Genomic DNA, 20839 nt, shown 5'->3' with positions numbered 1-20839 from the left:
AACGGGTATAATTATTGACTATTTAGAGGTCAGTGATTACAATTCCGCCTCTTTGTTTAGAGGTACCGGTTGTTCGCAGTCGGAAACTCAGTAACAAACTTAAAAACTGATCAGTTAATTTAAGGTAAAACCATGAAACGCACTTTTCAACCTTCAGTTCTAAAGCGCAAGCGTAGCCACGGTTTCCGTGCACGCATGGCTACTAAGAACGGTCGCGCTGTAATCAACGCACGTCGCGCTAAAGGCCGTAAGCGTCTTTCTAAGTAATCTTTGATTATTTTGAATAAGCTCGCTTTCGCTCGGGAGTTACGTTTGTTAACTCCCGAACATTATAAAAAAGTCTTCCAGCAAGCTCACCGTGCTGGCTCTCCCCACTTAACTATTCTTGCCCGTAACAACGACCTTAATCATCCCCGTCTCGGCTTGGCTGTTCCTAAAAAACAGATCAAAACTGCTGTTGGCAGAAATAAGTTCAAACGCATCGTGCGTGAAAGCTTCCGCCTCAAGCAAGCCGATCTGCCAGCCAAAGATTTTGTCGTTATCGCCAGGAAAAGCGCCAGTGAGCTGAGCAACGAAGAGCTATTTAAATTGCTAGATAAACTATGGCATCGCCTGTCTCGCCCTTCGCGTGGCTAGTCGTTGGACTAGTCCGCTTTTACCAACTGGCAATAAGTCCGCTTATTGGACCACGCTGTCGCTATACCCCAACATGTTCCCAATACGCAATTGAAGCAATAAAAGCGCATGGAGCGATAAAAGGTTGTTGGTTCGCAGCGAAACGTCTATTAAGATGTCATCCTTTAACCGACGGTGGTTATGACCCCGTTCCGCCAACCAAGCATAACGACAGAGATAAGTAACGATGGATTCCCAACGCAATATTCTGTTAATTGCCCTACTGTTCGTCTCGTTCCTACTATATCAGCAGTGGAACATGGACAACGCCCCTCAACCACAAGGACAGGGTGTAGCGCAACAAGTCAACACAAGTGGTGATGTTCCTTCACATTCAGCTGACGGCCAGCCGATTACTGAACAAAGCACATCCGACAATCTAATCACCATCAATACAGATGTACTGGCGCTTACTGTCGATACGCTTGGTGGCGATGTGATCGAAGCCCAATTGCTGGCTTACGACAACGAACTCAATTCAGAAGACCCGTTTGTTCTTCTGAAAAACGAGCAGGGCCACAGCTATACGGCACAGTCAGGCCTTATCGGTGCCAACGGTATCGATACCACCGCCGGACGTGCTCAGCTAGTGGTTGATGCCGACAGCTTTACCCTTGCCGACGGCCAGGACGAGCTACGCGTACCGATGACGTATGAAAAAGACGGCATCCAGTACACTAAGACTTTCGTACTTAAGCGCGGCAGCTACGCAGTCGATGTTGAATACAGCATCAACAACCAGTCAGCTGCACCGGCAAGCGTTCAGATGTATGCCCAGCTGAAGCAGAACCTGATGGATGACGGCGGCAGCCTGACGATGCCGACCTATCGCGGTGGTGCTTACTCGGCTGACGATACCAAATACAAGAAATACAGCTTTGAAGATATGCAGGACAAGAACCTGAACCTGACTATCGCCAACCAAGGCTGGGCAGCCATGATGCAGCACTACTTCGTATCGGCGTGGATCCCGCGTACCGACGAAGCCACCAACCTGTACACCCGTACCAGCAACGGCCAGGGTTACATCGGTGTACGTATGCCTGCAACCACGGTTCCTGCAGGTAGCGAGCAGACACTAACTGCCACCCTGTGGGTCGGTCCTAAACTGCAGGATCAGATGGAAGCCACCGCGCCTAACCTGAACCTGACCGTCGACTACGGTTGGCTATGGTTTATCGCCAGCCCGCTTCACATGCTACTGTCATTCATCCAGGGAATCGTTGTGAACTGGGGTGTGGCGATCATGATGCTGACCTTTATTGTCCGTGGTGCGATGTACCCGCTGACCAAGGCCCAGTACACCTCAATGGCCAAAATGCGTATGCTGCAGCCTAAACTGCAAGCAATGCGCGAACGTCTGGGCGACGATCGCCAGCGTATGAGCCAGGAAATGATGGAACTGTACAAGAAAGAGAAAGTGAACCCACTGGGTGGCTGTCTGCCAATCTTGCTACAGATGCCAATCTTCATTGCCCTGTACTGGTCACTGATGGAATCTGTCGAACTGCGTCATTCTCCTTTCTTTGGCTGGATCCACGACCTGTCTGCACAGGACCCGTACTACATCCTGCCGATTCTGATGGGTGTGTCGATGTTCATGATCCAGAAAATGAGCCCGACCACGGTGACCGACCCGATGCAGCAGAAGATCATGACCTTCATGCCGGTGATGTTTACCTTCTTCTTCCTGTTCTTCCCGTCAGGTCTGGTCCTTTACTGGCTGGTATCTAACGTCGTGACCCTGATCCAGCAGACGCTGATCTACCGTTCACTCGAGAAGAAAGGGCTGCATTCGAAGTAATGTAACCCCATGAACTCCCCAAAGGCGGCCAATGGCCGCCTTTTTACGTTATGCCACGGTGTCGCAGCGAAGGAAACCTGCCTCGCAGCCAACCATCTAAGCTATTACTAGGTTTTCCCACCTACTCTGTTTACAATTGCAGCGAATTTACAAAGCAAAGCCAAAATTATGATCGAACATACTGATACCATTGTTGCGCAAGCTACCCCTCCGGGCCGTGGCGGCGTCGGCATTATTCGCGTCTCGGGCCCAAAAGCCAACGAGGTCGCACTCGCGGTAGCCGGCCGTGAACTCAAAACCCGTTATGCCGAATACCTACCATTCAAAAACGAGGACGGTAACGCACTGGATCAGGGCATCGCTTTATTCTTCAAGGGACCGAACTCCTTTACCGGTGAAGATGTGCTGGAACTACAAGGGCACGGCGGCCCGGTACTGATGGATATGATGATCAAGCGTATCCTGAAAATTGACGGCATCCGCCCGGCCCGTCCGGGGGAATTTTCCGAGCGGGCTTTTATGAACGACAAGCTCGACCTGGCACAAGCAGAGGCGATTGCCGACCTGATTGATGCCAGCTCGGAGGAAGCCGCCAAAAGTGCCTTCCAATCGCTCCAGGGCGCCTTCTCGGGCCGGGTCAGCGAGCTGGTGGAGGCTCTTATCCACCTGAGAATCTATGTCGAGGCCGCTATCGACTTTCCGGAAGAAGAAATCGATTTCCTGTCTGACGGCAAGGTCAGCGGCGATCTCAACGGTATCATCGAACGCCTTGATGCCGTGCGCCGCGAAGCCAATCAGGGCGCGATTATGCGCGAAGGGATGAAGGTGGTTATCGCCGGTCGCCCTAACGCCGGCAAGTCCAGCCTGCTCAATGCCCTGTCCGGCAAAGATTCTGCCATTGTCACCGATATCGCCGGCACCACCCGTGACGTACTGCGCGAACATATCCATATTGATGGCATGCCACTGCATATCATTGATACCGCCGGTCTGCGCGAAGCGACCGACGAAGTCGAGCGTATAGGTATCGAGCGCGCGTGGGAGGAAATCCAGCAGGCCGACCGCGTGCTGTTCATGGTTGACGGCACCACTACCGATGCCACCGATCCCAAAGAGATTTGGCCGGATTTCATCGAACGCCTGCCAGACAGCATGGGCCTGACGGTGATCCGCAACAAAGTCGAGCTGACCAACGAGGAAGCCGGGATCTGCCATGTCAACAACCCGACCCTGATCCGCCTGTCAGCACGTACCGGCGCCGGCGTCGACAGCCTGCGCGAGCACCTGAAGGAATGTATGGGCTTTGCCGGTACCACCGAAGGCGGCTTTATGGCCCGTCGTCGCCATCTGGAGGCCCTGGAGCGCGCCGCAGAGCACCTTGAGACAGGCAGAGACCAGCTGGAAGGCTTCATGGCCGGAGAAATACTGGCCGAGGAACTGCGCCTCGCCCAGCAGCACCTGAGCGAGATCACCGGCGAATTTACCTCTGACGATCTTCTCGGTCGGATCTTTACCTCATTCTGTATCGGTAAATAGCAGATCCCACAACGCGATCACACCCGTAGCCTGTTCCGGATCCCCGGGACAGGCTGTGCATAACCCTTCAATAAAGATCCCCGCTCCAGTAAGATCATGCTTTCCTCCCTGTTCCGAAGCAGTACAATGCTGTGTATAGATTTGTTGTGAATATCTAAACGGACAGAGAGACCATGAGCTATATCACCTTGATCACCGGCAGTACCCTCGGCGGTGCTGAATATGTTGCCGACCATCTCAGCGAATTGCTGGAACAACACGGACACAGCACAGAAATCATCAATCAAGCCGACCTCGAACAGCTTTCCACCGACCATATCTGGCTACTCGTCTGCTCAACCCATGGTGCCGGTGAATTTCCGGACAACATCCAGCCATTTATCGAACAGCTCACCAGCCAGAAACCCGATTTGTCGGCATTGCAGTACGGGATCGTCGGGCTTGGCGACAGCAGCTATGACACCTTCTGCGCCGCGGCCAAAAACCTCGATCAACAGCTCGCATCACTTGGGGCAACCCGTCTTGGAGAACGGCTTGATATCGATGTTTCCCAGGATCCCGTCCCTGAAGATCCTGCCGAACTGTGGCTGGAAACCTGGAAAAACACCCTCTGTGAATAAAATTCCGGCGAAAATTACTCAATATTTTCGCCTTTATTAAACTTTTTTCTGTGGATAACTATAGATCTAAACGGTGTTCAACCCATAGTTATCCATTGAATAAGTTTATACCCCTCACCCACCTGTTGATAAGTGGCTATTTTGATCCCAGCTAATCCTTGTAGAGATCCAAGCTGCTCCACAGCAAATGATCCTCTCTAACATCATGATCATTAGGATCATTTCTGGGTTATCCACACGATCGGGGGATCTATATAATAGATCTAACAGAAGATCTCTTTAAAAGATCTTATATATATTTAAAGAAGCCTTTCTTCTTGATCAAATGATCTTCACTAAAGATTCTCTCTTCCTCGGAAAAAGGATAGAATGATCCACCTTTGCTCGCAGATACGTACTGGCAATTTCGAATACCTGAGGTAGTTTCATGTTTTACCAGGAAAATTTTGATGTCATCGTGGTTGGTGGCGGCCATGCCGGCACTGAGGCCGCGTTGGCAGCAGCCCGAATGGGACAAAAAACCTTACTTTTGACGCATAACATCGATACGCTGGGACAGATGTCTTGCAACCCAGCCATTGGCGGGATCGGGAAAGGACACCTGGTTAAAGAAGTTGATGCCCTCGGCGGCCTGATGGCTCAGGCAATTGACAAGGGCGGGATCCAGTTCAGAACCCTGAACTCCTCCAAAGGGCCGGCAGTACGAGCGACGCGCGCCCAGGCTGACCGCGCGCTGTACAAGGCTGCCGTACGAGAAAAACTGGAAAACCAACCGAACCTGATGTTGTTCCAGCAGTCCGTGGACGACCTGATCGTTGAAAACGATCGAGTTGTCGGTGTGATCACCGAAATGGGACTGAAATTCCGCGGTAAGGCGGTCGTGCTAACTGTCGGCACTTTCCTTGGAGGCAAGATCCACATCGGGCTGGAAAACTACAGCGGTGGCCGTGCCGGGGATCCACCGTCGATCTCCCTGGCCTCACGCCTGCGTGAACTGCCGTTTCGTGTAGACCGCCTGAAAACCGGTACACCACCACGGATTGATGCTCGCACTGTTGATTTTGGCCAGCTACAGGCCCAGCATGGTGACAACCCGACGCCGTTGTTCTCGTTCATGGGCAAGGCTTCGGATCATCCGCGCCAGATCCCGTGTTACATCACCCATACCAACGAGCAGACTCATGAGGTGATCCGCAATAACCTCGATCGCAGCCCGATGTATTCCGGTGTGATTGAAGGTATCGGCCCGCGCTACTGCCCGTCGATTGAAGACAAGGTGATGCGCTTTGCCGACAAGAACAGCCATCAGATCTTTATCGAACCTGAAGGCCTGACAACCCATGAGCTGTACCCGAACGGTATCTCGACCAGCCTGCCGTTTGATGTCCAGATGCAAATCGTCCGTTCGATGAAGGGCTTCGAGAATGCGGCGATTGTCCGCCCGGGTTATGCGATTGAGTATGATTTCTTCGATCCGCGTGATTTGAAACAGACATTTGAAACCAAGTTTATCCAGGGCCTGTTCTTTGCCGGACAAATCAACGGTACAACAGGCTATGAAGAAGCTGCCGCGCAGGGCTTGCTGGCCGGTATGAATGCCGCACTGCTGGCACAGGACAAAGAAGGTTGGAGTCCGCGTCGTGATCAGGCCTATATGGGCGTTCTTATCGACGATCTCTCGACCATGGGTACCAAAGAGCCGTACCGGATGTTTACTTCCCGTGCCGAATACCGCCTGTTGCTGCGCGAAGACAACGCCGACTTGCGTCTGACCGAAATAGGCCGTGAGTTTGGTCTGGTCGACGACGAGCGCTGGGCTCGCTTCAACCAGAAGATCGAGAACATGGCGCAGGAGCGCCAGCGTCTGAAAGATATCTGGATCAACCCGGCATCGGATCATGCCGAGGCGCTGAACAAGATCCTCAAGACACCGATCGCTCGTGAGGCCAGCGGTGAGGATCTTCTGCGCCGTCCCGAGGTGACCTACGAGCAGCTGACGGCCATCGAGGCCTTTGCCCCGGCCCACGATGATGCTCAGGCGAGCGAGCAAGTTGAAATCCAGGTGAAATACCAGGGTTATATCGATCGCCAGAAAGACGAGGTCGAAAAATCCCTGCGCCATGAAAACACCAAGCTACCGTTTGAGCTGGATTACAGCATGGTGAAGGGCCTGTCTAACGAGGTCATTGCAAAACTCAATGATGCCAAGCCGGAAACCATAGGCCAGGCGTCACGGATCTCGGGCGTTACGCCGGCGGCAATTTCCCTGCTGTTGGTTTACCTGAAAAAACAAGGCATGCTTAAGAAAGGCGAATAGGAGTCACCGGTGAAACAACGTTTGGCGCAACTGATCGCGCAAACTGACCTCGAGGTCACAGATCAGCAAGTGGAGCAACTGGTTGGTTATGTTGCCCTGCTGCACAAGTGGAACAAAGCGTATAATCTGACCTCTGTTCGCGATCCCCAGGATATGTTGGTGAAACATATTATGGATAGTATTGTGGTAAGCACTCACCTTGACGGTGAGCGCTTTATCGATGTCGGTACGGGACCGGGCTTGCCGGGGATCCCGCTGGCGATTATGAATCCGAACAAGGACTTTACCCTGCTCGATAGCCTGGGCAAGCGAATTCGCTTTATTCGCCAGGTGATCCATGAGCTGGGTATCGAGAATGTGACGCCGGTGCAGAGCCGGGTTGAGGAATTTCAGCCGGAAGTGGGCTTTGATGCAGTATTGAGCCGTGCATTTGCGTCGATGAATGATATGGTGTCCTGGTGCCACCACCTGCCGAATAGGGACGGGTGTTTTATGGCGCTGAAAGGGCAATTTAATCAACAAGAGGTCGAAGAACTCCCTGAGTGGTGTTCTGTGACTGAGGTCAAATCTTTGCAAGTCCCAGAGCTAGAAGGCGAGCGTCATCTAGTAATCTTGACGGCAAAGGATTAATTGATGAGGTTTTTTCGTGGGAAGAGTCATAGCGGTTGCCAACCAGAAAGGAGGCGTGGGTAAAACCACCACTTGCGTTAATCTAGCGGCTTCACTGGCCGCGACACAGCGCAAAGTTCTAGTTATTGATCTGGATCCGCAGGGAAATGCCACCATGGCCAGCGGCGTGGATAAATACCAGGTTGATGCAACAGCCTATGATCTTCTGGTCGAAGAAACCCCGTTTAGCGAAGTGGCGGTCACCGACACGACCGGCGGCTATCATCTGATTGCCGCCAACGGTGATGTGACGGCCGCAGAAATCAAGCTGATGGAAGTGTTTGCCCGCGAAGTGCGCCTGCGTAACGCTTTGGAGGTAGTTCGTGATAACTATGATTTCATCTTTATCGATTGTCCTCCGGCATTAAACCTTCTTACAATCAACGCTATGACAGCAGCTGATTCTGTGCTTGTCCCTATGCAGTGTGAGTATTTTGCGCTGGAAGGCCTGACCGCATTGATGGATACCATCAGCAAATTGACCGCCGTGGTGAATGCCGACCTGAAGATTGAAGGGTTGCTTCGTACCATGTATGACCCGCGTAACCGGTTGGCAAATGAAGTCTCCCAACAGTTGAAGAAACACTTTGGCGAGAAAGTCTACCGTACCGTGATCCCACGAAATGTCCGTTTGGCAGAAGCTCCGAGCCACGGGCGTCCGGCAATGTACTACGATAAGTACTCCAGTGGTGCCAAGGCATATCTGGCCCTGGCCGGTGAAATTATTCGTCGCGACGAAATGGAGCGCAATGCCGGCGCTGTGGATGCATAAGGGTAAACAATGAACATGAATAAGCGAGGCCTTGGAAAAGGCCTTGATGCGCTACTGGCTACCAGTTCGGTTGCCCAGGCAAAACAAAAAAGTGCCGAGCAGGCACAATCGCTCTCAGAGGAAGGGACACTGAAAGACCTTCCTGTGCAAGCGCTGCAGGCCGGTAAGTTCCAGCCTCGTAAAGATATGTCGGATGACGCTCTGGCCGAGCTGACGGACTCAATCCGTGCCCAGGGTGTGATTCAACCGATTGTGGTGCGCGAAGTCGCGCCGCAGCAGTTTGAGATTATTGCCGGTGAGCGACGCTGGCGCGCGGCCCGTCAAGCTGGGCTTCAGAAAGTCCCTTGTATTATTAAGGATGTTAATGATCGGGCGACGGTAGCCATTGCCCTTATTGAGAATATCCAGCGGGAAGATCTCAATGCGATGGAAGAGGCGCAGGCACTGGAGCGGCTGCAGAATGAATTTTCGCTGACCCACCAACAGGTTGCCGAAGCCGTGGGTAAATCGCGGGCGGCCGTATCAAACCTGTTGCGTTTGAACCAGCTGTCGGAGCCGGTTAAGCGCATGGTCGAGCAGAGACAGCTCGAAATGGGCCATGCCCGTGCCCTGCTCGCGCTTGAGCCCGAGCAGCAGCTGGAAGCGGCACAAATGGTTGTTGCCAAGCTGTTAACGGTTCGTGACACCGAGAAGCTGGTGAAGAAACTTTTACAACCTGTTGCCGAGCCAAAAATGAAAGCCGTGAATGCCGAGCTCGAAGCGGCAGAAAATCACCTAAGTGAGCACTTTGGCACCCAGGTGGCGATTAATCAGCAGAAAAACGGTAAAGGAAAAATCGTTTTCAGCTTTGACGAAGCCCACAAATTGAAGCAATTCATTGCAATGTTTGGTCACGAAATGTGACATAAAACGTGGATATTTTGTTGCAAAATTTACAATGACGTGATCAAGTTATTGTGTTGTAAAATCTAACACTTTTTTTTGCTGCGATTAGATTGCATTCAATCTAATGAGCCGTATAATTTTCGCAGTTTTCCCAGCACGACGTTTGTGTAGTGGAATGGACTCGAGGAACGAATACATGGTATCGGCGCTAGTTAGACCGGGCCGCCAACTGGCGAAACGGTTGCTCTTGCTACAATCTGGCGTCGTTTTGACAACGGCATTACTGGCAGTGTTTGCTGTCAGTGTTGACTGGGGAATCTCCGCATTAATAGGTGGCGGCATTTTTGTAATTGCCAACGCTGTCTTTGCTAAATGTGCCTTTCTATTCAGCGGAGCCCGCCGGGCCCGGCTGATCATGGCGTCATTTTACGGTGGAGAAGTGCTGAAAATCCTCATCACGGTCATCCTATTTGCCATTGTTTACCTGTATGTCGAGGTGGAACTTGTTCCCCTCAAACTGACCTATTTGCTGGCTCTCGGGATTAATATCTTTGGGCCGGTTTTATTCATTAACAACAACAAATAGGATGAGTTATGGCTGCGCCAGGTGAAGCGCTAACGCCGTCAGGCTACATTACTCACCACTTGACTAACTTGTCGGTGGGTGATGGTTTCTGGACGGTTCATATAGATAGCCTGTTTTTCTCTGCTTTCACAGGACTGCTCTTTTTAGGGCTATTCTACAAGGCAGCGAAATCAGCGACATCAGGAGTTCCAGGAAAACTACAGTGTTTTGTGGAGATTATGGTCGAATTCGTTGATAGCAGCGTAAAAGAGACCTTCCATGGCCGCAATAAACTGATAGCTCCTTTGGCTCTGACCATATTCTGTTGGATCATGCTGATGAACATCATGGACTTAGTGCCAATTGATTTTCTTCCGTATCCGGCGGAGCACTGGTTAGGTATTCCTTATCTTAAGGTAGTACCGAGTGCTGATGTCAACATCACCATGGCAATGGCGTTGGGTGTGTTTGCTTTGATGCTTTATTACAGCATCAAAATCAAAGGCCTTGGCGGTTTTGCGAAAGAACTGGCACTTCACCCGTTCAATCACCCGGTAATGATCCCGTTCAACTTGCTGCTTGAAGTAGTGTCGTTGCTAGCGAAGCCTATTTCGCTTGGTATGCGTCTGTTCGGTAACATGTTTGCCGGTGAGGTGGTGTTTATCCTAATTGCGGCATTAATGCCGTGGTGGGCACAATGGCTGGGCTCGGTCCCGTGGGCAATTTTCCACATCCTGGTCATTACAATTCAATCATTCGTGTTTATGATGTTGACTATTGTGTACCTGTCTCAGGCGCATGAAGACAATCATTAACGATTATTTGTAAATTTTTAATTTTTTACTGGCACTTTAGCCGACAACTATAAACTGGAGATAGTGATGGAAACTTTACTAAGCTTTTCTGCAATTGCCGTGGGCATCATTGTAGGTCTTGCTGCACTGGGTACAGCGATCGGCTTCGCACTTCTAGGTGGTAAATTCCTTGAAGGTGCAGCTCGTCAACCTGAAATGGCACCTATGCTGCAAGTTAAGATGTTCATCATTGCAGGTCTGCTTGATGCGGTTCCAATGATCGGTATCGTAATCGCTCTACTATTCACATTCGCAAACCCATTCGTTGGCCAACTAGCTGGTTAATAAATAAAAACGAACGGACCCATAGCAACCCTTTTTAAGGAGATGCGTTGTGAATATGAATGCAACCTTGCTGGGTCAGGCTATCGCGTTTTTCCTATTTGTGGTGTTCTGCATGAAATATGTATGGCCACCAATTATGGAAGCGATTGAAGATCGTCAGAAGAAAATTGCTGACGGTTTGGCAGCCGCGGATCGCGCTGCCAAAGACCTGAACCTAGCGCAGGCAAATGCTTCTGAGCAACTAAAAGAAGCGAAACAAACTGCAACTGAACTTGTAGAGCAAGCGAACAAGCGCAAAGCTCAAATCATCGACGAAGCGAAGGCTGAAGCCCTGGCTGAGCGTGACAAAATTCTGGCCCAAGGTCTTGCTGAGATCGAAGCCGAACGTAACCGCGCACGTGATGATCTACGCAAACAAGTTGCAACTCTAGCTGTGATTGGTGCTGAGAAAATCATCGAGCGTTCTATCGATAAGGATGCGCATGCTGATCTTCTTAACAAAGTCACTGCAGAACTGTAATTAAAGGGGCAAGCACATGTCTGATATGACTACTATCGCACGCCCCTACGCTAAAGCAGCTTTTGATCTTGCGGTTGAGAAAGGTGAGCTGGCCCAGTGGGCTGAAATGCTCACCTTTGCTGCCGAGGTAGCCAATAATGAGACTATCCAGGATATCCTGGACAGCGGTTATGCTGCCGACAAGCTGACCGAAATCTTTATTTCGGTTTGCGGCGAGCAACTCAACGAGTCTGGCCAGAACCTTCTTAAGGTGATGGCTGAAAACGGACGCCTGAAAGCGCTCCCTGATGTCTGCGACGAGTTCCTGTTCCTGAAAAACGAACATGAGAAGACTATCGATGCGGAAGTAACCTCGGCGGTTACTCTGGACGATAGCCAACTTGACGCGATCAGCGCGAAGCTGGAAGAACGCCTGGACCGTAAGGTTAAGCTGAATTGCAGTGTAGACGAGACCCTGATAGCCGGGGTTGTGATTAGAGCTGGAGACTTGGTCATCGATAACTCAGTACGCGGAAAACTAAACCGCCTGAGCGATACTTTGCAGTCTTGATTTGGGGAATTGGAGCATGCAACTTAATTCCACGGAAATTAGCGCACTGATCAAACAGCGTATCGAAAAGTTCGACGTTGTAAGTGAAGCGCGTAACGAAGGTACTATCGTATCGGTAAGCGACGGTATCATTCGTATCCATGGCCTTGCAGACGTAATGCAAGGTGAAATGATTGAATTACCAGGTGGCCGTTTTGCACTGGCACTTAACCTTGAGCGTGACTCGGTTGGTGCGGTTGTAATGGGCCCATATGCTGACCTTCAGGAAGGCATGAAAGTAACGGGTACTGGTCGTATCCTTGAAGTACCAGTAGGCCCGGCTCTACTAGGCCGTGTAGTAAACACCCTGGGTGAGCCAATCGATGGTAAAGGTCCAATCGAAACAGAGACATTCTCTCCTGTTGAAGTGATTGCACCTGGCGTTATCGATCGTCAATCTGTTGATCAGCCTGTACAGACTGGTTATAAGGCAGTTGACTCAATGATCCCAATTGGCCGTGGCCAGCGTGAGCTGATCATCGGTGACCGCCAGACTGGTAAAACAGCGATGGCGATCGATGCGATCATCAACCAGAAAAACTCTGGTATTTACTCTGTTTATGTAGCTATCGGCCAGAAAGCGTCAACTATCGCTAACGTAGTTCGCAAACTGGAAGAGCATAGTGCACTGTCTAACACGATTGTTGTTGTTGCATCAGCTTCTGAAGCGGCGGCACTGCAATACCTGGCACCATACTCAGGTTGTGCAATGGGTGAATACTTCCGTGACCGAGGTGAAGATGCACTGATCGTATACGATGACCTGTCTAAGCAGGCTGTTGCCTACCGTCAGATCTCACTACTGCTTAAGCGCCCACCTGGCCGTGAAGCATTCCCAGGTGATGTTTTCTACCTCCACTCTCGTCTACTAGAGCGTGCTGCACGTGTAAACGAGAACTACGTAGAGAAGTTCACTAACGGTGAAGTGAAAGGCCGTACTGGTTCCCTAACTGCGCTTCCGATTATCGAAACGCAAGCGGGCGACGTATCAGCATTCGTACCGACCAACGTTATCTCGATCACTGATGGTCAGATCTTCCTGCAGACAGAGCTGTTCAACGCCGGTATTCGTCCAGCGGTTGACCCAGGTATCTCTGTATCGCGTGTAGGTGGTTCTGCGCAGACCAAGATCATCAAGAAACTGTCTGGCGGTATCCGTACTGCACTGGCACAGTACCGTGAACTAGCGGCGTTTGCCCAGTTCTCGTCAGATCTTGATGAAGCAACCAAGAAGCAGCTTGATCACGGTCAGAAAGTAACTGAGCTGATGAAGCAGAAGCAATATGCACCTATGTCTGTGTTCGAGCAGGCTGTGGTTATCTTTGCTGCAGAAAAAGGCTACTTGAATGATGTCGAGCTGAACAAGCTGGCTGATTTTGAAGATGCGTTGCTTTCATATGCCAAAGCTCAATACGCTGAGTTAGTATCTCAGGTTGATGAAACGGGTGCTTGGAATGGTGAAATCGAAGCTCAGTTTGTAAAACTGGTTGAAGATTTCAAAGCGACCCAGACTTGGTAATTGGTTGGTGATCGCTTGCGATCACCTACTAACGGAGAGTAACGATGGCCGGCGCAAAAGAGATTCGTAACAAGATCGGTAGTGTTAAAAACACTCAGAAGATCACAAAAGCGATGGAGATGGTTGCAGCATCTAAAATGCGTAAAACGCAAGATGCCATGGAATCATCACGTCCATACGCACAAACTATGCGCAAAGTGATCGGTCATATCGCCCTTGGCAGCCTTGAGTATAAGCATCCTTATCTCGAAGAGCGTGAAGCCAAGCGCGTGGGTTACATCATTGTTTCTACTGACCGCGGTCTGTGTGGTGGTTTGAACATTAACCTGTTCAAGCAAGCCATGACTGACATTCAAGGCTGGTCAGATAAAGGAGCTGAAATTGACTTGGCGCTTGTTGGCGCGAAGGCTACGGCGTTCTTTAACAGCTACGGCGGTAACGTTATCGCTCAGGTCTCTGGTTTGGGTGATAACCCATCCGTCGAAGAGCTGATTGGTACTGTTGGCGTAATGCTGAAGAAATATGATGAAGGCCAATTGGATCGCCTGTACCTGGTTTACAACAAGTTTGTTAATACCATGGTTCAGGAACCAGTTATCGATCAATTGCTGCCTTTGCCTAAGTCAGAAGACGAAGAAATGCAGCGCAACCACTCTTGGGACTACATTTATGAGCCCGAGCCGAAAGCCCTGCTGGATACCCTACTGGTTCGCTATGTCGAATCACAGGTTTACCAGGGGGTGGTCGAGAACCTTGCCAGTGAGCAAGCGGCCCGTATGGTTGCGATGAAAGCAGCAACAGATAATGCAGGAAACTTGATTGACGATCTACAGCTTGTGTACAACAAAGCCCGTCAGGCGGCGATTACACAAGAACTGTCAGAAATCGTTTCTGGTGCATCAGCTGTTTAAGGCAAAGAATTAATAAGTTTAGAGGATTAACGATGGCTACAGGTAAGATCGTACAGATCATCGGTGCGGTAGTCGACGTAGAGTTTCCGCAGGACTCTGTACCACAGGTATACGACGCCCTACACGTTGATGCTAAAGAGAACGGCACGCTAGTTCTTGAAGTTCAGCAGCAGCTAGGTGGCGGTGTTGTACGTGGTATCGCAATGGGTAGTTCTGATGGCTTGCGTCGTGGTCTGTCTGTTGAAAATACAGGCCGCCCAATTGAGGTTCCAGTTGGTAATGCAACCCTAGGACGTATCATGAACGTTCTGGGCCAGCCAATTGATGAGTGTGGTGAGATCGGCGAGCAAGAGCGTTACGCGATTCACCGTGAAGCACCAAGCTACGAAGAACAGTCTAACGTGACTGAGCTACTGGAAACAGGTGTTAAGGTTATCGACCTGATTTGTCCATTCGCCAAGGGTGGTAAAATCGGCCTGTTCGGTGGTGCGGGTGTAGGTAAGACCGTTAACATGATGGAGCTTATCAACAACATCGCACTACAGCACTCTGGTCTGTCAGTATTCGCCGGTGTTGGTGAGCGTACTCGTGAAGGTAACGATTTCTACTACGAGATGCAGGAAGCAGGCGTTGTTAACGTCGAAAATCCTGAAGAGTCTAAAGTAGCAATGGTTTACGGTCAGATGAACGAGCCACCAGGTAACCGTCTACGTGTTGCCCTGACTGGCCTGACAATGGCAGAGCGTTTCCGTGACGAAGGTCGTGACGTACTGCTGTTTATCGATAACATCTACCGTTATACCCTTGCGGGTACAGAGGTATCGGCACTTCTTGGCCGTATGCCGTCTGCGGTAGGTTATCAGCCAACTCTTGCAGAAGAGATGGGTGTACTTCAGGAGCGTATCACGTCAACGAAGAGCGGTTCTATCACCTCTGTTCAGGCAGTATACGTACCTGCGGATGACTTGACGGATCCATCTCCGGCAACAACGTTTGCCCACTTGGATGCGACAGTTGTACTTTCTCGTCAGATTGCATCGCTAGGTCTATACCCGGCGATCGACCCACTGGATTCAACATCGCGTATGCTTGATCCGCTAGTGGTTGGTCAGGAGCACTATGACATCGCTCGTGGTGTACAGAGCATTCTGCAGCGCTATAAAGAGCTGAAAGATATCATTGCAATCCTGGGTATGGACGAGCTATCTGAAGAAGATAAGCAAGCTGTATCCCGTGCCCGTAAGATTGAGCGTTTCCTAACTCAGCCTTACCACGTTGCTGAAGTCTTCACTGGTGACCCTGGTATCTACGTAGCACTGAAAGACACGCTACGTAGTTTCAAAGGTCTTCTAGCTGGCGAATACGATGACATCCCAGAGCAGGCATTCATGTACTGCGGCGCGATCGAAGACGTATTGGAAAACGCTAAGAAGCTTTAAGCTAAGTAGGAGGCGACATGGCAGCGATAACCTTCCACCTGGACGTAGTAAGCGCAGAGAAAAAACTGTTCTCTGGCCGTGCTGAAAACATCCAGGTGACCGGTAGCGAAGGTGAACTGGGTATTCACGCAGGACACGTGCAGCTGCTGACCGCTATAACGCCGGGAATGGTTCGAATCGTTAAACAGCATGGCGAGGAAGAGATTATCTATCTTTCCGGCGGCATGCTGGAAGTTCAGCCAGGTACAGTAACTGTACTGGCTGACACCGCAATCCGTGGTGAAGATTTGGACGCTGCTAAGGCGGAAGAAGCGAAACGTCAGGCTGAGGAGCATATCCACAACCAGCATGGCGATATCGACTTTGCTCAGGCGGCCAGTGACCTGGCTAAAGCGATCGCTCAGCTTCGAGTTATCGAGCTGACGAAAAAAGCGCGTTAATCAGGCGCATGACGCAAAAAAGCGACCCTAGGGTCGCTTTTTTTATGTCTGCTGCCTGACGGTGCTGGCCGTCTAAGAGTACCTGATAGTTATATCATTGTTTGCTGTACGCCGTGTGTTTTGTTGCATTTGCAGGCGATATACGGTTATTACTCGCAAAAAAAAATCTATTTTTCTTAAACCTTCCTGGGTGAACCGATACAATGCGGGAAGTTTAAAATTGAATATGCATCAAGAAGGATTATCTATCATGAGCTTCAGTGCTGTGATCCTGGCGGCGGGTAAAGGAACCCGCATGTACTCGAACTTACCTAAGGTGCTGCATAAGCTGGCGGGCAAGCCGATGGCCAAGCATGTCATCGATACTTGTGACGGCCTGGGTGCAGAAAATATCCACCTGGTCTATGGCCACGGCGGTGAGCAGATGAAGGCTGCCCTGGCTGAAGAGCCGGTAAACTGGGTACTGCAGGCTGAGCAGCTGGGGACGGGGCACGCGGTTAACCAGGCCTGCCCGGATCTAGCCGATGACGAGAAAGTGCTGATCCTCTATGGTGATGTGCCGCTGATCAGTGGCCAGACATTGGAAAACCTTCTTGATGCCCAGCCAGAGGGCGGTATTGCCCTGCTGACGGTGGTACTTGACGATCCGACTGGCTATGGCCGCATCGTCCGTCGCAACGGCCCTGTGGTGGCGATTGTCGAGCAGAAAGATGCGTCCGAAGAGCAGAAGTTGATCAAAGAGATTAACACTGGGGTGATGGTTGCCAACGGCGGCGATCTCAAGCGCTGGCTGGCAGCGCTTAAAAACGATAACGCCCAGGGCGAGTACTACCTGACCGACATTATTGCGATGGCCCACAATGAAGGCCGTGCCGTCGAGGCAGTACACCCGGAGAAAGCTATCGAAGTGGAAGGGGTGAATAACCGTATTCAACTGGCAAAACTGGAGCGGGCTTATCAAGAGATGCAGGCAGAACGCTTGCTCGAGCAAGGTGTAATGTTGCGTGACCCAAGCCGCTTTGACTTGCGCGGTGAGCTGCAGTGCGGCACGGATGTCGAGATTGACGTCAATGTCATCATCGAGGGCTCAGTGTCGCTGGGTGATAACGTGGTTATCGGCGCTGGCTGTGTTCTGAAAGACTGTGAGATAGATGACAACACGCTTGTCCGTCCGTATAGCGTGATTGAAGGTGCGACGGTCGGTGAAGATTGTACCGTAGGACCGTTTACTCGCCTGCGACCTGGAGCCGAGCTGGTCGGTGACTCGCATGTCGGCAACTTTGTCGAAATGAAGAAGGCGCGTCTGGGCAAGGGCTCCAAAGCCAACCACCTGACCTATCTGGGCGATGCCGAGATTGGCGACCGGGTTAATATCGGTGCCGGTACCATTACCTGTAACTATGACGGCGCCAATAAGTTCAAGACTGAGATTGCAGATGATGTCTTTATTGGTTCTGATACCCAGCTGATTGCCCCGGTTAAAGTGGCCAAGGGAGCGACCATCGGTGCAGGCGCGACAATCAACCGGGATATCGGTGAAGGTGAGTTAGTCATTACTCGCGCCCCAGCCCGTACCATCAAAGGCTGGAAACGCCCGGTGAAACAAAAATAACGGCTGTTTCTTATGCTAAGAAAGGCAAGGGTTATCCTTGCCTTTTTTGTGCCAGAGTGGTTATTTTACTTCCCTCTTCCCTCTTCCCTCTTCTTCTTTTTTATAAAAAATTAATTGCACATTCTTGATCAGGAAAGTTTTGATCTGCTACCATTTCTTTCAAATCGAAACTTTAAAGTGTCAGTTCGTAATTTATGTCGAAGCGAAATACCCAGCAGCGCCGTCATGCCATTGTCTCCATGGTCAATGAAGCGGGTGAAGTCAGCGTTGATAAGCTGGCGAAGTTTTTTGCCACCTCGGAAGTCACCATTCGAAAAGACCTTGCCGCCCTGGAAAAGAACGGCTTATTGCTGCGCCGTTATGGCGGTGCGATTGCGATGCCGACCGAAATGGTCAGTGAGGTAGAAGAAAATGTTTCGGTTCGTAAGTTAGCGATTGCCAAAGCGGCGGCTGAGCGGATCCGTGACCATAACCGGGTCATCATCGACAGCGGTAGTACCACGGCGGGCCTGATTGGCTTGCTGGGGGGCAAGCAGGGGCTGATAGTAATGACTAACTCACTGAGCGTCGCCAATGCCTTGAATGAGCTAGAGGACGAGCCGACTTTGCTAATGACCGGCGGTACCTGGGATCCGCATTCGGAAGCGTTTCAAGGCCAGGTCGCGGAGTCAGTGTTGCGCTCCTACGACTTTGATCAGCTGTTTATCGGCGCTGACGGTATTGATATTGCACGCGGTACAACGACGTTTAATGAACTGATCGGACTGAGCCGAGTGATGGCCGAGGTGTCACGCGAGGTCGTGGTGATGGTCGAATCTAGCAAGGTTGGACGCAAGATCCCCAACCTTGAGCTTCCCTGGTCGAATATCAGTACCTTGATTACCGATGACGGCTTGAGTGACGAAGCGAAACAACAGATTGAACAGCATGGTGTACAGGTGATCTGTACAGCATCGGAATAAACTTTTAGAGAGAAACGATTATGTGTGGGATTGTTGGTGCAGTAGCACAGCGTGATGTAGCTGAAATTCTTGTCGAAGGTCTGCGTCGTCTGGAATACCGTGGCTATGACTCTGCCGGTGTGGCGGTGATTGATAGCGAGAGTAACCTAACCCGCGTCCGCCGCCTGGGTAAAGTGCAGGAGCTGGCTGATGCTGTCGAGCAGGCACCGCTTGTAGGTGGAACCGGTATTGCCCATACGCGCTGGGCAACGCATGGCGAGCCGTCAGAGGCTAATGCCCACCCGCATATGTCAGGTGACAACATTGCGCTGGTCCATAACGGGATCATTGAAAACCATGAAGAACTGCGCGAGTTATTGACCGAGCGCGGCTACGTATTTGTTTCGCAGACTGACACCGAAGTGATTGCTCACTTGGTTGAGTGGGAGCTGCGCACAGCTGCTACTTTGCTTGAAGCGGTACAGAAAACAGCGGCTCAGCTTGAAGGTGCCTACGGGACGGTTGTGATGGATCGCCGCGATCCAGAGCGTGTTGTGGTTGCGCGTTCTGGTAGCCCGCTGGTCATTGGCTTGGGTGTCGGCGAGAACTTCCTGGCCTCAGATCAGTTGGCGCTGCTGAATGTAACCCGTCGCTTTATGTTCCTTGAAGAAGGCGATGTGGCTGAAATCACCCGCCGCGAAGTGAATATCTTTGATGTTGACGGCCAGCCGGCCACTCGCGAGGTACACGAATCTAACCTGCAGCAGGATGCCGCTGACAAGGGTCAGTACCGTCACTACATGCAAAAAGAAATTTATGAGCAGCCAAGTGCGCTGATCAACACCATGGAAGGCCGTATCGGAAGTGGTTCTGTGATTGTTGAAAGCATTGGCAACGGTGCGACCGATATTCTGGAAAATGTCGAGCATGTGCAGATTGTCGCCTGTGGTACTTCCTACAATGCCGGTATGGTTGCCCGCTACTGGTTCGAGGCGATGGCCGGTGTTAGCTGTGATGTCGAGATTGCCTCAGAGTTCCGTTACCGCAAGTTTGTGACCCGTCCGAATAGCCTGCTGATCACTCTGTCCCAGTCAGGCGAGACTGCCGATACGTTGGCTGCCCTCCGTTTGGCCAAAGAGAAAGGCTACATGGCTGCAATGACCATCTGTAACGTTGCTGGCTCATCATTGGTTCGTGAATCCGATCTGGCCTTCATGACCCGTGCCGGTACAGAAATCGGTGTGGCATCGACCAAGGCATTTACTACCCAGCTGGTAACGCTGCTGATGTTTGTGACGGCTCTGGGTAAAGAGAAAGGCCTGATTGATACGGCCAAAGAGAAAGCGATCGTCGATTCTCTGCATTCGCTACCGACCCAGGTTGAAAAAGCACTGGCATTCGACAAGCCAATCGAGCAGCTGGCCGAAGATTTTGCCGACAAGCACCATGCCCTGTTCCTTGGTCGCGGTGAGTTTTACCCGATTGCCATGGAAGCGTCACTGAAGCTTAAGGAGATCTCTTACATTCACGCAGAGGCCTATGCGGCAGGTGAGCTAAAACACGGTCCGTTGGCACTGATTGATGCTGATATGCCGGTTATCGTCGTGGCACCAACCAATGACTTGCTTGAGAAGCTGAAGTCGAATATCGAGGAAGTACGTGCTCGTGGCGGCTTGCTGTATGTCTTCGCTGACAGCGAGGCAGGCTTCGAAGAGGTTGACGGGATGAAGATCATTACCATGCCTCGTGTCGATGAAGTGATTGCCCCTATTTTCTACACAGTACCAATGCAGTTGCTGTCGTACCATGTCGCGTTGATCAAGGGAACCGATGTGGATCAGCCGCGTAACCTGGCGAAAGCTGTGACGGTTGAATAACTGACTTTT

At 51.1% G+C, this 20839-nt stretch carries 22 protein-coding genes; all 22 read left to right on the top strand.

The features are described 5' to 3' along the window. Positions 1–132: 132 nt before the first annotated feature. The 22 genes from rpmH (at position 133) to glmS (ending at position 20830) form a co-directional block, all read left to right on the top strand. Positions 133–267 carry a 50S ribosomal protein L34 gene (gene rpmH / locus MHN01_RS01115; RefSeq protein WP_075762025.1) on the top strand — a complete coding sequence of 45 codons (135 nt, stop codon included), beginning with the start codon at positions 133–135 and terminating at the stop codon, positions 265–267. 12 nt (positions 268–279) lie between these two features. Beyond that, positions 280–636: a ribonuclease P protein component gene (gene rnpA, locus MHN01_RS01110; RefSeq protein WP_075762051.1), complete on the top strand. Its 357-nt coding sequence runs from the start codon at positions 280–282 to the stop codon at positions 634–636. Beyond that, positions 603–860, top strand: coding sequence for a membrane protein insertion efficiency factor YidD (yidD, locus tag MHN01_RS01105; protein ID WP_075762024.1), 258 nt, complete (start codon positions 603–605; stop codon positions 858–860). Before rnpA ends, yidD begins: the two co-directional genes overlap by 34 nt. Before the next feature lie 2 nt (positions 861–862). Beyond that, positions 863–2479, top strand: a complete 1617-nt coding sequence (yidC, locus tag MHN01_RS01100; RefSeq protein WP_239409650.1) for a membrane protein insertase YidC — start codon at positions 863–865, stop codon at positions 2477–2479. Between the two features lie 168 nt (positions 2480–2647). After that, positions 2648–4015, top strand: coding sequence for a tRNA uridine-5-carboxymethylaminomethyl(34) synthesis GTPase MnmE (gene mnmE / locus MHN01_RS01095; protein WP_239409649.1), 1368 nt, complete (start codon positions 2648–2650; stop codon positions 4013–4015). 173 nt (positions 4016–4188) lie between these two features. Beyond that, positions 4189–4635, top strand: coding sequence for an FMN-binding protein MioC (mioC, locus tag MHN01_RS01090; protein ID WP_239409648.1), 447 nt, complete (start codon positions 4189–4191; stop codon positions 4633–4635). Between the two features lie 427 nt (positions 4636–5062). Beyond that, positions 5063–6952 (top strand): tRNA uridine-5-carboxymethylaminomethyl(34) synthesis enzyme MnmG, encoded by a 1890-nt coding sequence (gene mnmG / locus MHN01_RS01085; RefSeq protein ID WP_239409647.1) that lies wholly within the window; start codon positions 5063–5065, stop codon positions 6950–6952. 9 nt (positions 6953–6961) lie between these two features. Continuing rightward, positions 6962–7582 (top strand): 16S rRNA (guanine(527)-N(7))-methyltransferase RsmG, encoded by a 621-nt coding sequence (rsmG, locus tag MHN01_RS01080; RefSeq protein ID WP_239409646.1) that lies wholly within the window; start codon positions 6962–6964, stop codon positions 7580–7582. Positions 7583–7598: 16 nt separating this feature from the next. Beyond that, positions 7599–8393, top strand: a complete 795-nt coding sequence (locus tag MHN01_RS01075; protein ID WP_239409645.1) for a ParA family protein — start codon at positions 7599–7601, stop codon at positions 8391–8393. A gap of 9 nt (positions 8394–8402) precedes the next feature. Then, positions 8403–9296: a ParB/RepB/Spo0J family partition protein gene (locus MHN01_RS01070; RefSeq protein WP_239409644.1), complete on the top strand. Its 894-nt coding sequence runs from the start codon at positions 8403–8405 to the stop codon at positions 9294–9296. Positions 9297–9474: 178 nt separating this feature from the next. Then, entirely contained in the window at positions 9475–9864 is a 390-nt protein-coding gene (locus tag MHN01_RS01065; protein WP_075762016.1) for a F0F1 ATP synthase subunit I, read from the top strand. An 8-nt stretch (positions 9865–9872) separates the two neighbouring features. Continuing rightward, positions 9873–10658 carry a F0F1 ATP synthase subunit A gene (gene atpB, locus MHN01_RS01060; RefSeq protein WP_075762015.1) on the top strand — a complete coding sequence of 262 codons (786 nt, stop codon included), beginning with the start codon at positions 9873–9875 and terminating at the stop codon, positions 10656–10658. Between the two features lie 66 nt (positions 10659–10724). Then, positions 10725–10982 (top strand): F0F1 ATP synthase subunit C, encoded by a 258-nt coding sequence (atpE, locus tag MHN01_RS01055; protein WP_005302247.1) that lies wholly within the window; start codon positions 10725–10727, stop codon positions 10980–10982. A gap of 49 nt (positions 10983–11031) precedes the next feature. Further along, positions 11032–11502: a F0F1 ATP synthase subunit B gene (gene atpF / locus MHN01_RS01050; protein WP_239409643.1), complete on the top strand. Its 471-nt coding sequence runs from the start codon at positions 11032–11034 to the stop codon at positions 11500–11502. 16 nt (positions 11503–11518) lie between these two features. Continuing rightward, positions 11519–12052: a F0F1 ATP synthase subunit delta gene (gene atpH / locus MHN01_RS01045; RefSeq protein WP_239409642.1), complete on the top strand. Its 534-nt coding sequence runs from the start codon at positions 11519–11521 to the stop codon at positions 12050–12052. Positions 12053–12068: 16 nt separating this feature from the next. Beyond that, positions 12069–13610, top strand: a complete 1542-nt coding sequence (gene atpA, locus MHN01_RS01040; RefSeq protein WP_239409641.1) for a F0F1 ATP synthase subunit alpha — start codon at positions 12069–12071, stop codon at positions 13608–13610. A gap of 44 nt (positions 13611–13654) precedes the next feature. Then, complete coding sequence (gene atpG / locus MHN01_RS01035) at positions 13655–14521, top strand: F0F1 ATP synthase subunit gamma (protein WP_239409640.1); 867 nt, start codon at positions 13655–13657, stop codon at positions 14519–14521. A gap of 32 nt (positions 14522–14553) precedes the next feature. Beyond that, entirely contained in the window at positions 14554–15960 is a 1407-nt protein-coding gene (atpD, locus tag MHN01_RS01030) for a F0F1 ATP synthase subunit beta (RefSeq protein ID WP_239409639.1), read from the top strand. 17 nt (positions 15961–15977) lie between these two features. After that, entirely contained in the window at positions 15978–16400 is a 423-nt protein-coding gene (locus MHN01_RS01025) for a F0F1 ATP synthase subunit epsilon (protein ID WP_239409638.1), read from the top strand. A gap of 250 nt (positions 16401–16650) precedes the next feature. Continuing rightward, the gene (gene glmU, locus MHN01_RS01020; RefSeq protein WP_239409637.1) at positions 16651–18012 is read left to right on the top strand and encodes a bifunctional UDP-N-acetylglucosamine diphosphorylase/glucosamine-1-phosphate N-acetyltransferase GlmU; all 1362 of its coding nucleotides are present in this window, start codon (positions 16651–16653) and stop codon (positions 18010–18012) included. A 194-nt stretch (positions 18013–18206) separates the two neighbouring features. Continuing rightward, positions 18207–18974, top strand: coding sequence for a DeoR/GlpR family DNA-binding transcription regulator (locus MHN01_RS01015; protein ID WP_239409636.1), 768 nt, complete (start codon positions 18207–18209; stop codon positions 18972–18974). Positions 18975–18994: 20 nt separating this feature from the next. Then, the gene (gene glmS / locus MHN01_RS01010) at positions 18995–20830 is read left to right on the top strand and encodes a glutamine--fructose-6-phosphate transaminase (isomerizing) (RefSeq protein WP_239409635.1); all 1836 of its coding nucleotides are present in this window, start codon (positions 18995–18997) and stop codon (positions 20828–20830) included. Positions 20831–20839: the final 9 nt, after the last annotated feature.

This window comes from Photobacterium sp. OFAV2-7 (genome assembly GCF_022347985.1).
Lineage (GTDB): Bacteria > Pseudomonadota > Gammaproteobacteria > Enterobacterales > Vibrionaceae > Photobacterium.
Note: the sequence above shows the minus strand (reverse complement) of the source record. Positions and strands in the feature narration are given on the sequence as shown.

Bases quoted from the DNA above. Each gene is read 5' to 3' on its own strand.
- rpmH (WP_075762025.1), top strand. From the start codon at position 133: ATGAAACGCACTTTTCAACCTTCAGTTCTAAAGCGCAAGCGTAGCCAC.
- yidD (WP_075762024.1), top strand. From the start codon at position 603: ATGGCATCGCCTGTCTCGCCCTTCGCGTGGCTAGTCGTTGGACTAGTC.
- yidC (WP_239409650.1), top strand. From the start codon at position 863: ATGGATTCCCAACGCAATATTCTGTTAATTGCCCTACTGTTCGTCTCG.
- mnmE (WP_239409649.1), top strand. From the start codon at position 2,648: ATGATCGAACATACTGATACCATTGTTGCGCAAGCTACCCCTCCGGGC.
- mioC (WP_239409648.1), top strand. From the start codon at position 4,189: ATGAGCTATATCACCTTGATCACCGGCAGTACCCTCGGCGGTGCTGAA.
- mnmG (WP_239409647.1), top strand. From the start codon at position 5,063: ATGTTTTACCAGGAAAATTTTGATGTCATCGTGGTTGGTGGCGGCCAT.
- MHN01_RS01070 (WP_239409644.1), top strand. From the start codon at position 8,403: ATGAACATGAATAAGCGAGGCCTTGGAAAAGGCCTTGATGCGCTACTG.
- MHN01_RS01065 (WP_075762016.1), top strand. From the start codon at position 9,475: ATGGTATCGGCGCTAGTTAGACCGGGCCGCCAACTGGCGAAACGGTTG.
- atpB (WP_075762015.1), top strand. From the start codon at position 9,873: ATGGCTGCGCCAGGTGAAGCGCTAACGCCGTCAGGCTACATTACTCAC.
- atpE (WP_005302247.1), top strand. From the start codon at position 10,725: ATGGAAACTTTACTAAGCTTTTCTGCAATTGCCGTGGGCATCATTGTA.
- atpH (WP_239409642.1), top strand. From the start codon at position 11,519: ATGTCTGATATGACTACTATCGCACGCCCCTACGCTAAAGCAGCTTTT.
- atpA (WP_239409641.1), top strand. From the start codon at position 12,069: ATGCAACTTAATTCCACGGAAATTAGCGCACTGATCAAACAGCGTATC.
- atpG (WP_239409640.1), top strand. From the start codon at position 13,655: ATGGCCGGCGCAAAAGAGATTCGTAACAAGATCGGTAGTGTTAAAAAC.
- atpD (WP_239409639.1), top strand. From the start codon at position 14,554: ATGGCTACAGGTAAGATCGTACAGATCATCGGTGCGGTAGTCGACGTA.
- MHN01_RS01025 (WP_239409638.1), top strand. From the start codon at position 15,978: ATGGCAGCGATAACCTTCCACCTGGACGTAGTAAGCGCAGAGAAAAAA.
- glmU (WP_239409637.1), top strand. From the start codon at position 16,651: ATGAGCTTCAGTGCTGTGATCCTGGCGGCGGGTAAAGGAACCCGCATG.
- MHN01_RS01015 (WP_239409636.1), top strand. From the start codon at position 18,207: ATGTCGAAGCGAAATACCCAGCAGCGCCGTCATGCCATTGTCTCCATG.
- glmS (WP_239409635.1), top strand. From the start codon at position 18,995: ATGTGTGGGATTGTTGGTGCAGTAGCACAGCGTGATGTAGCTGAAATT.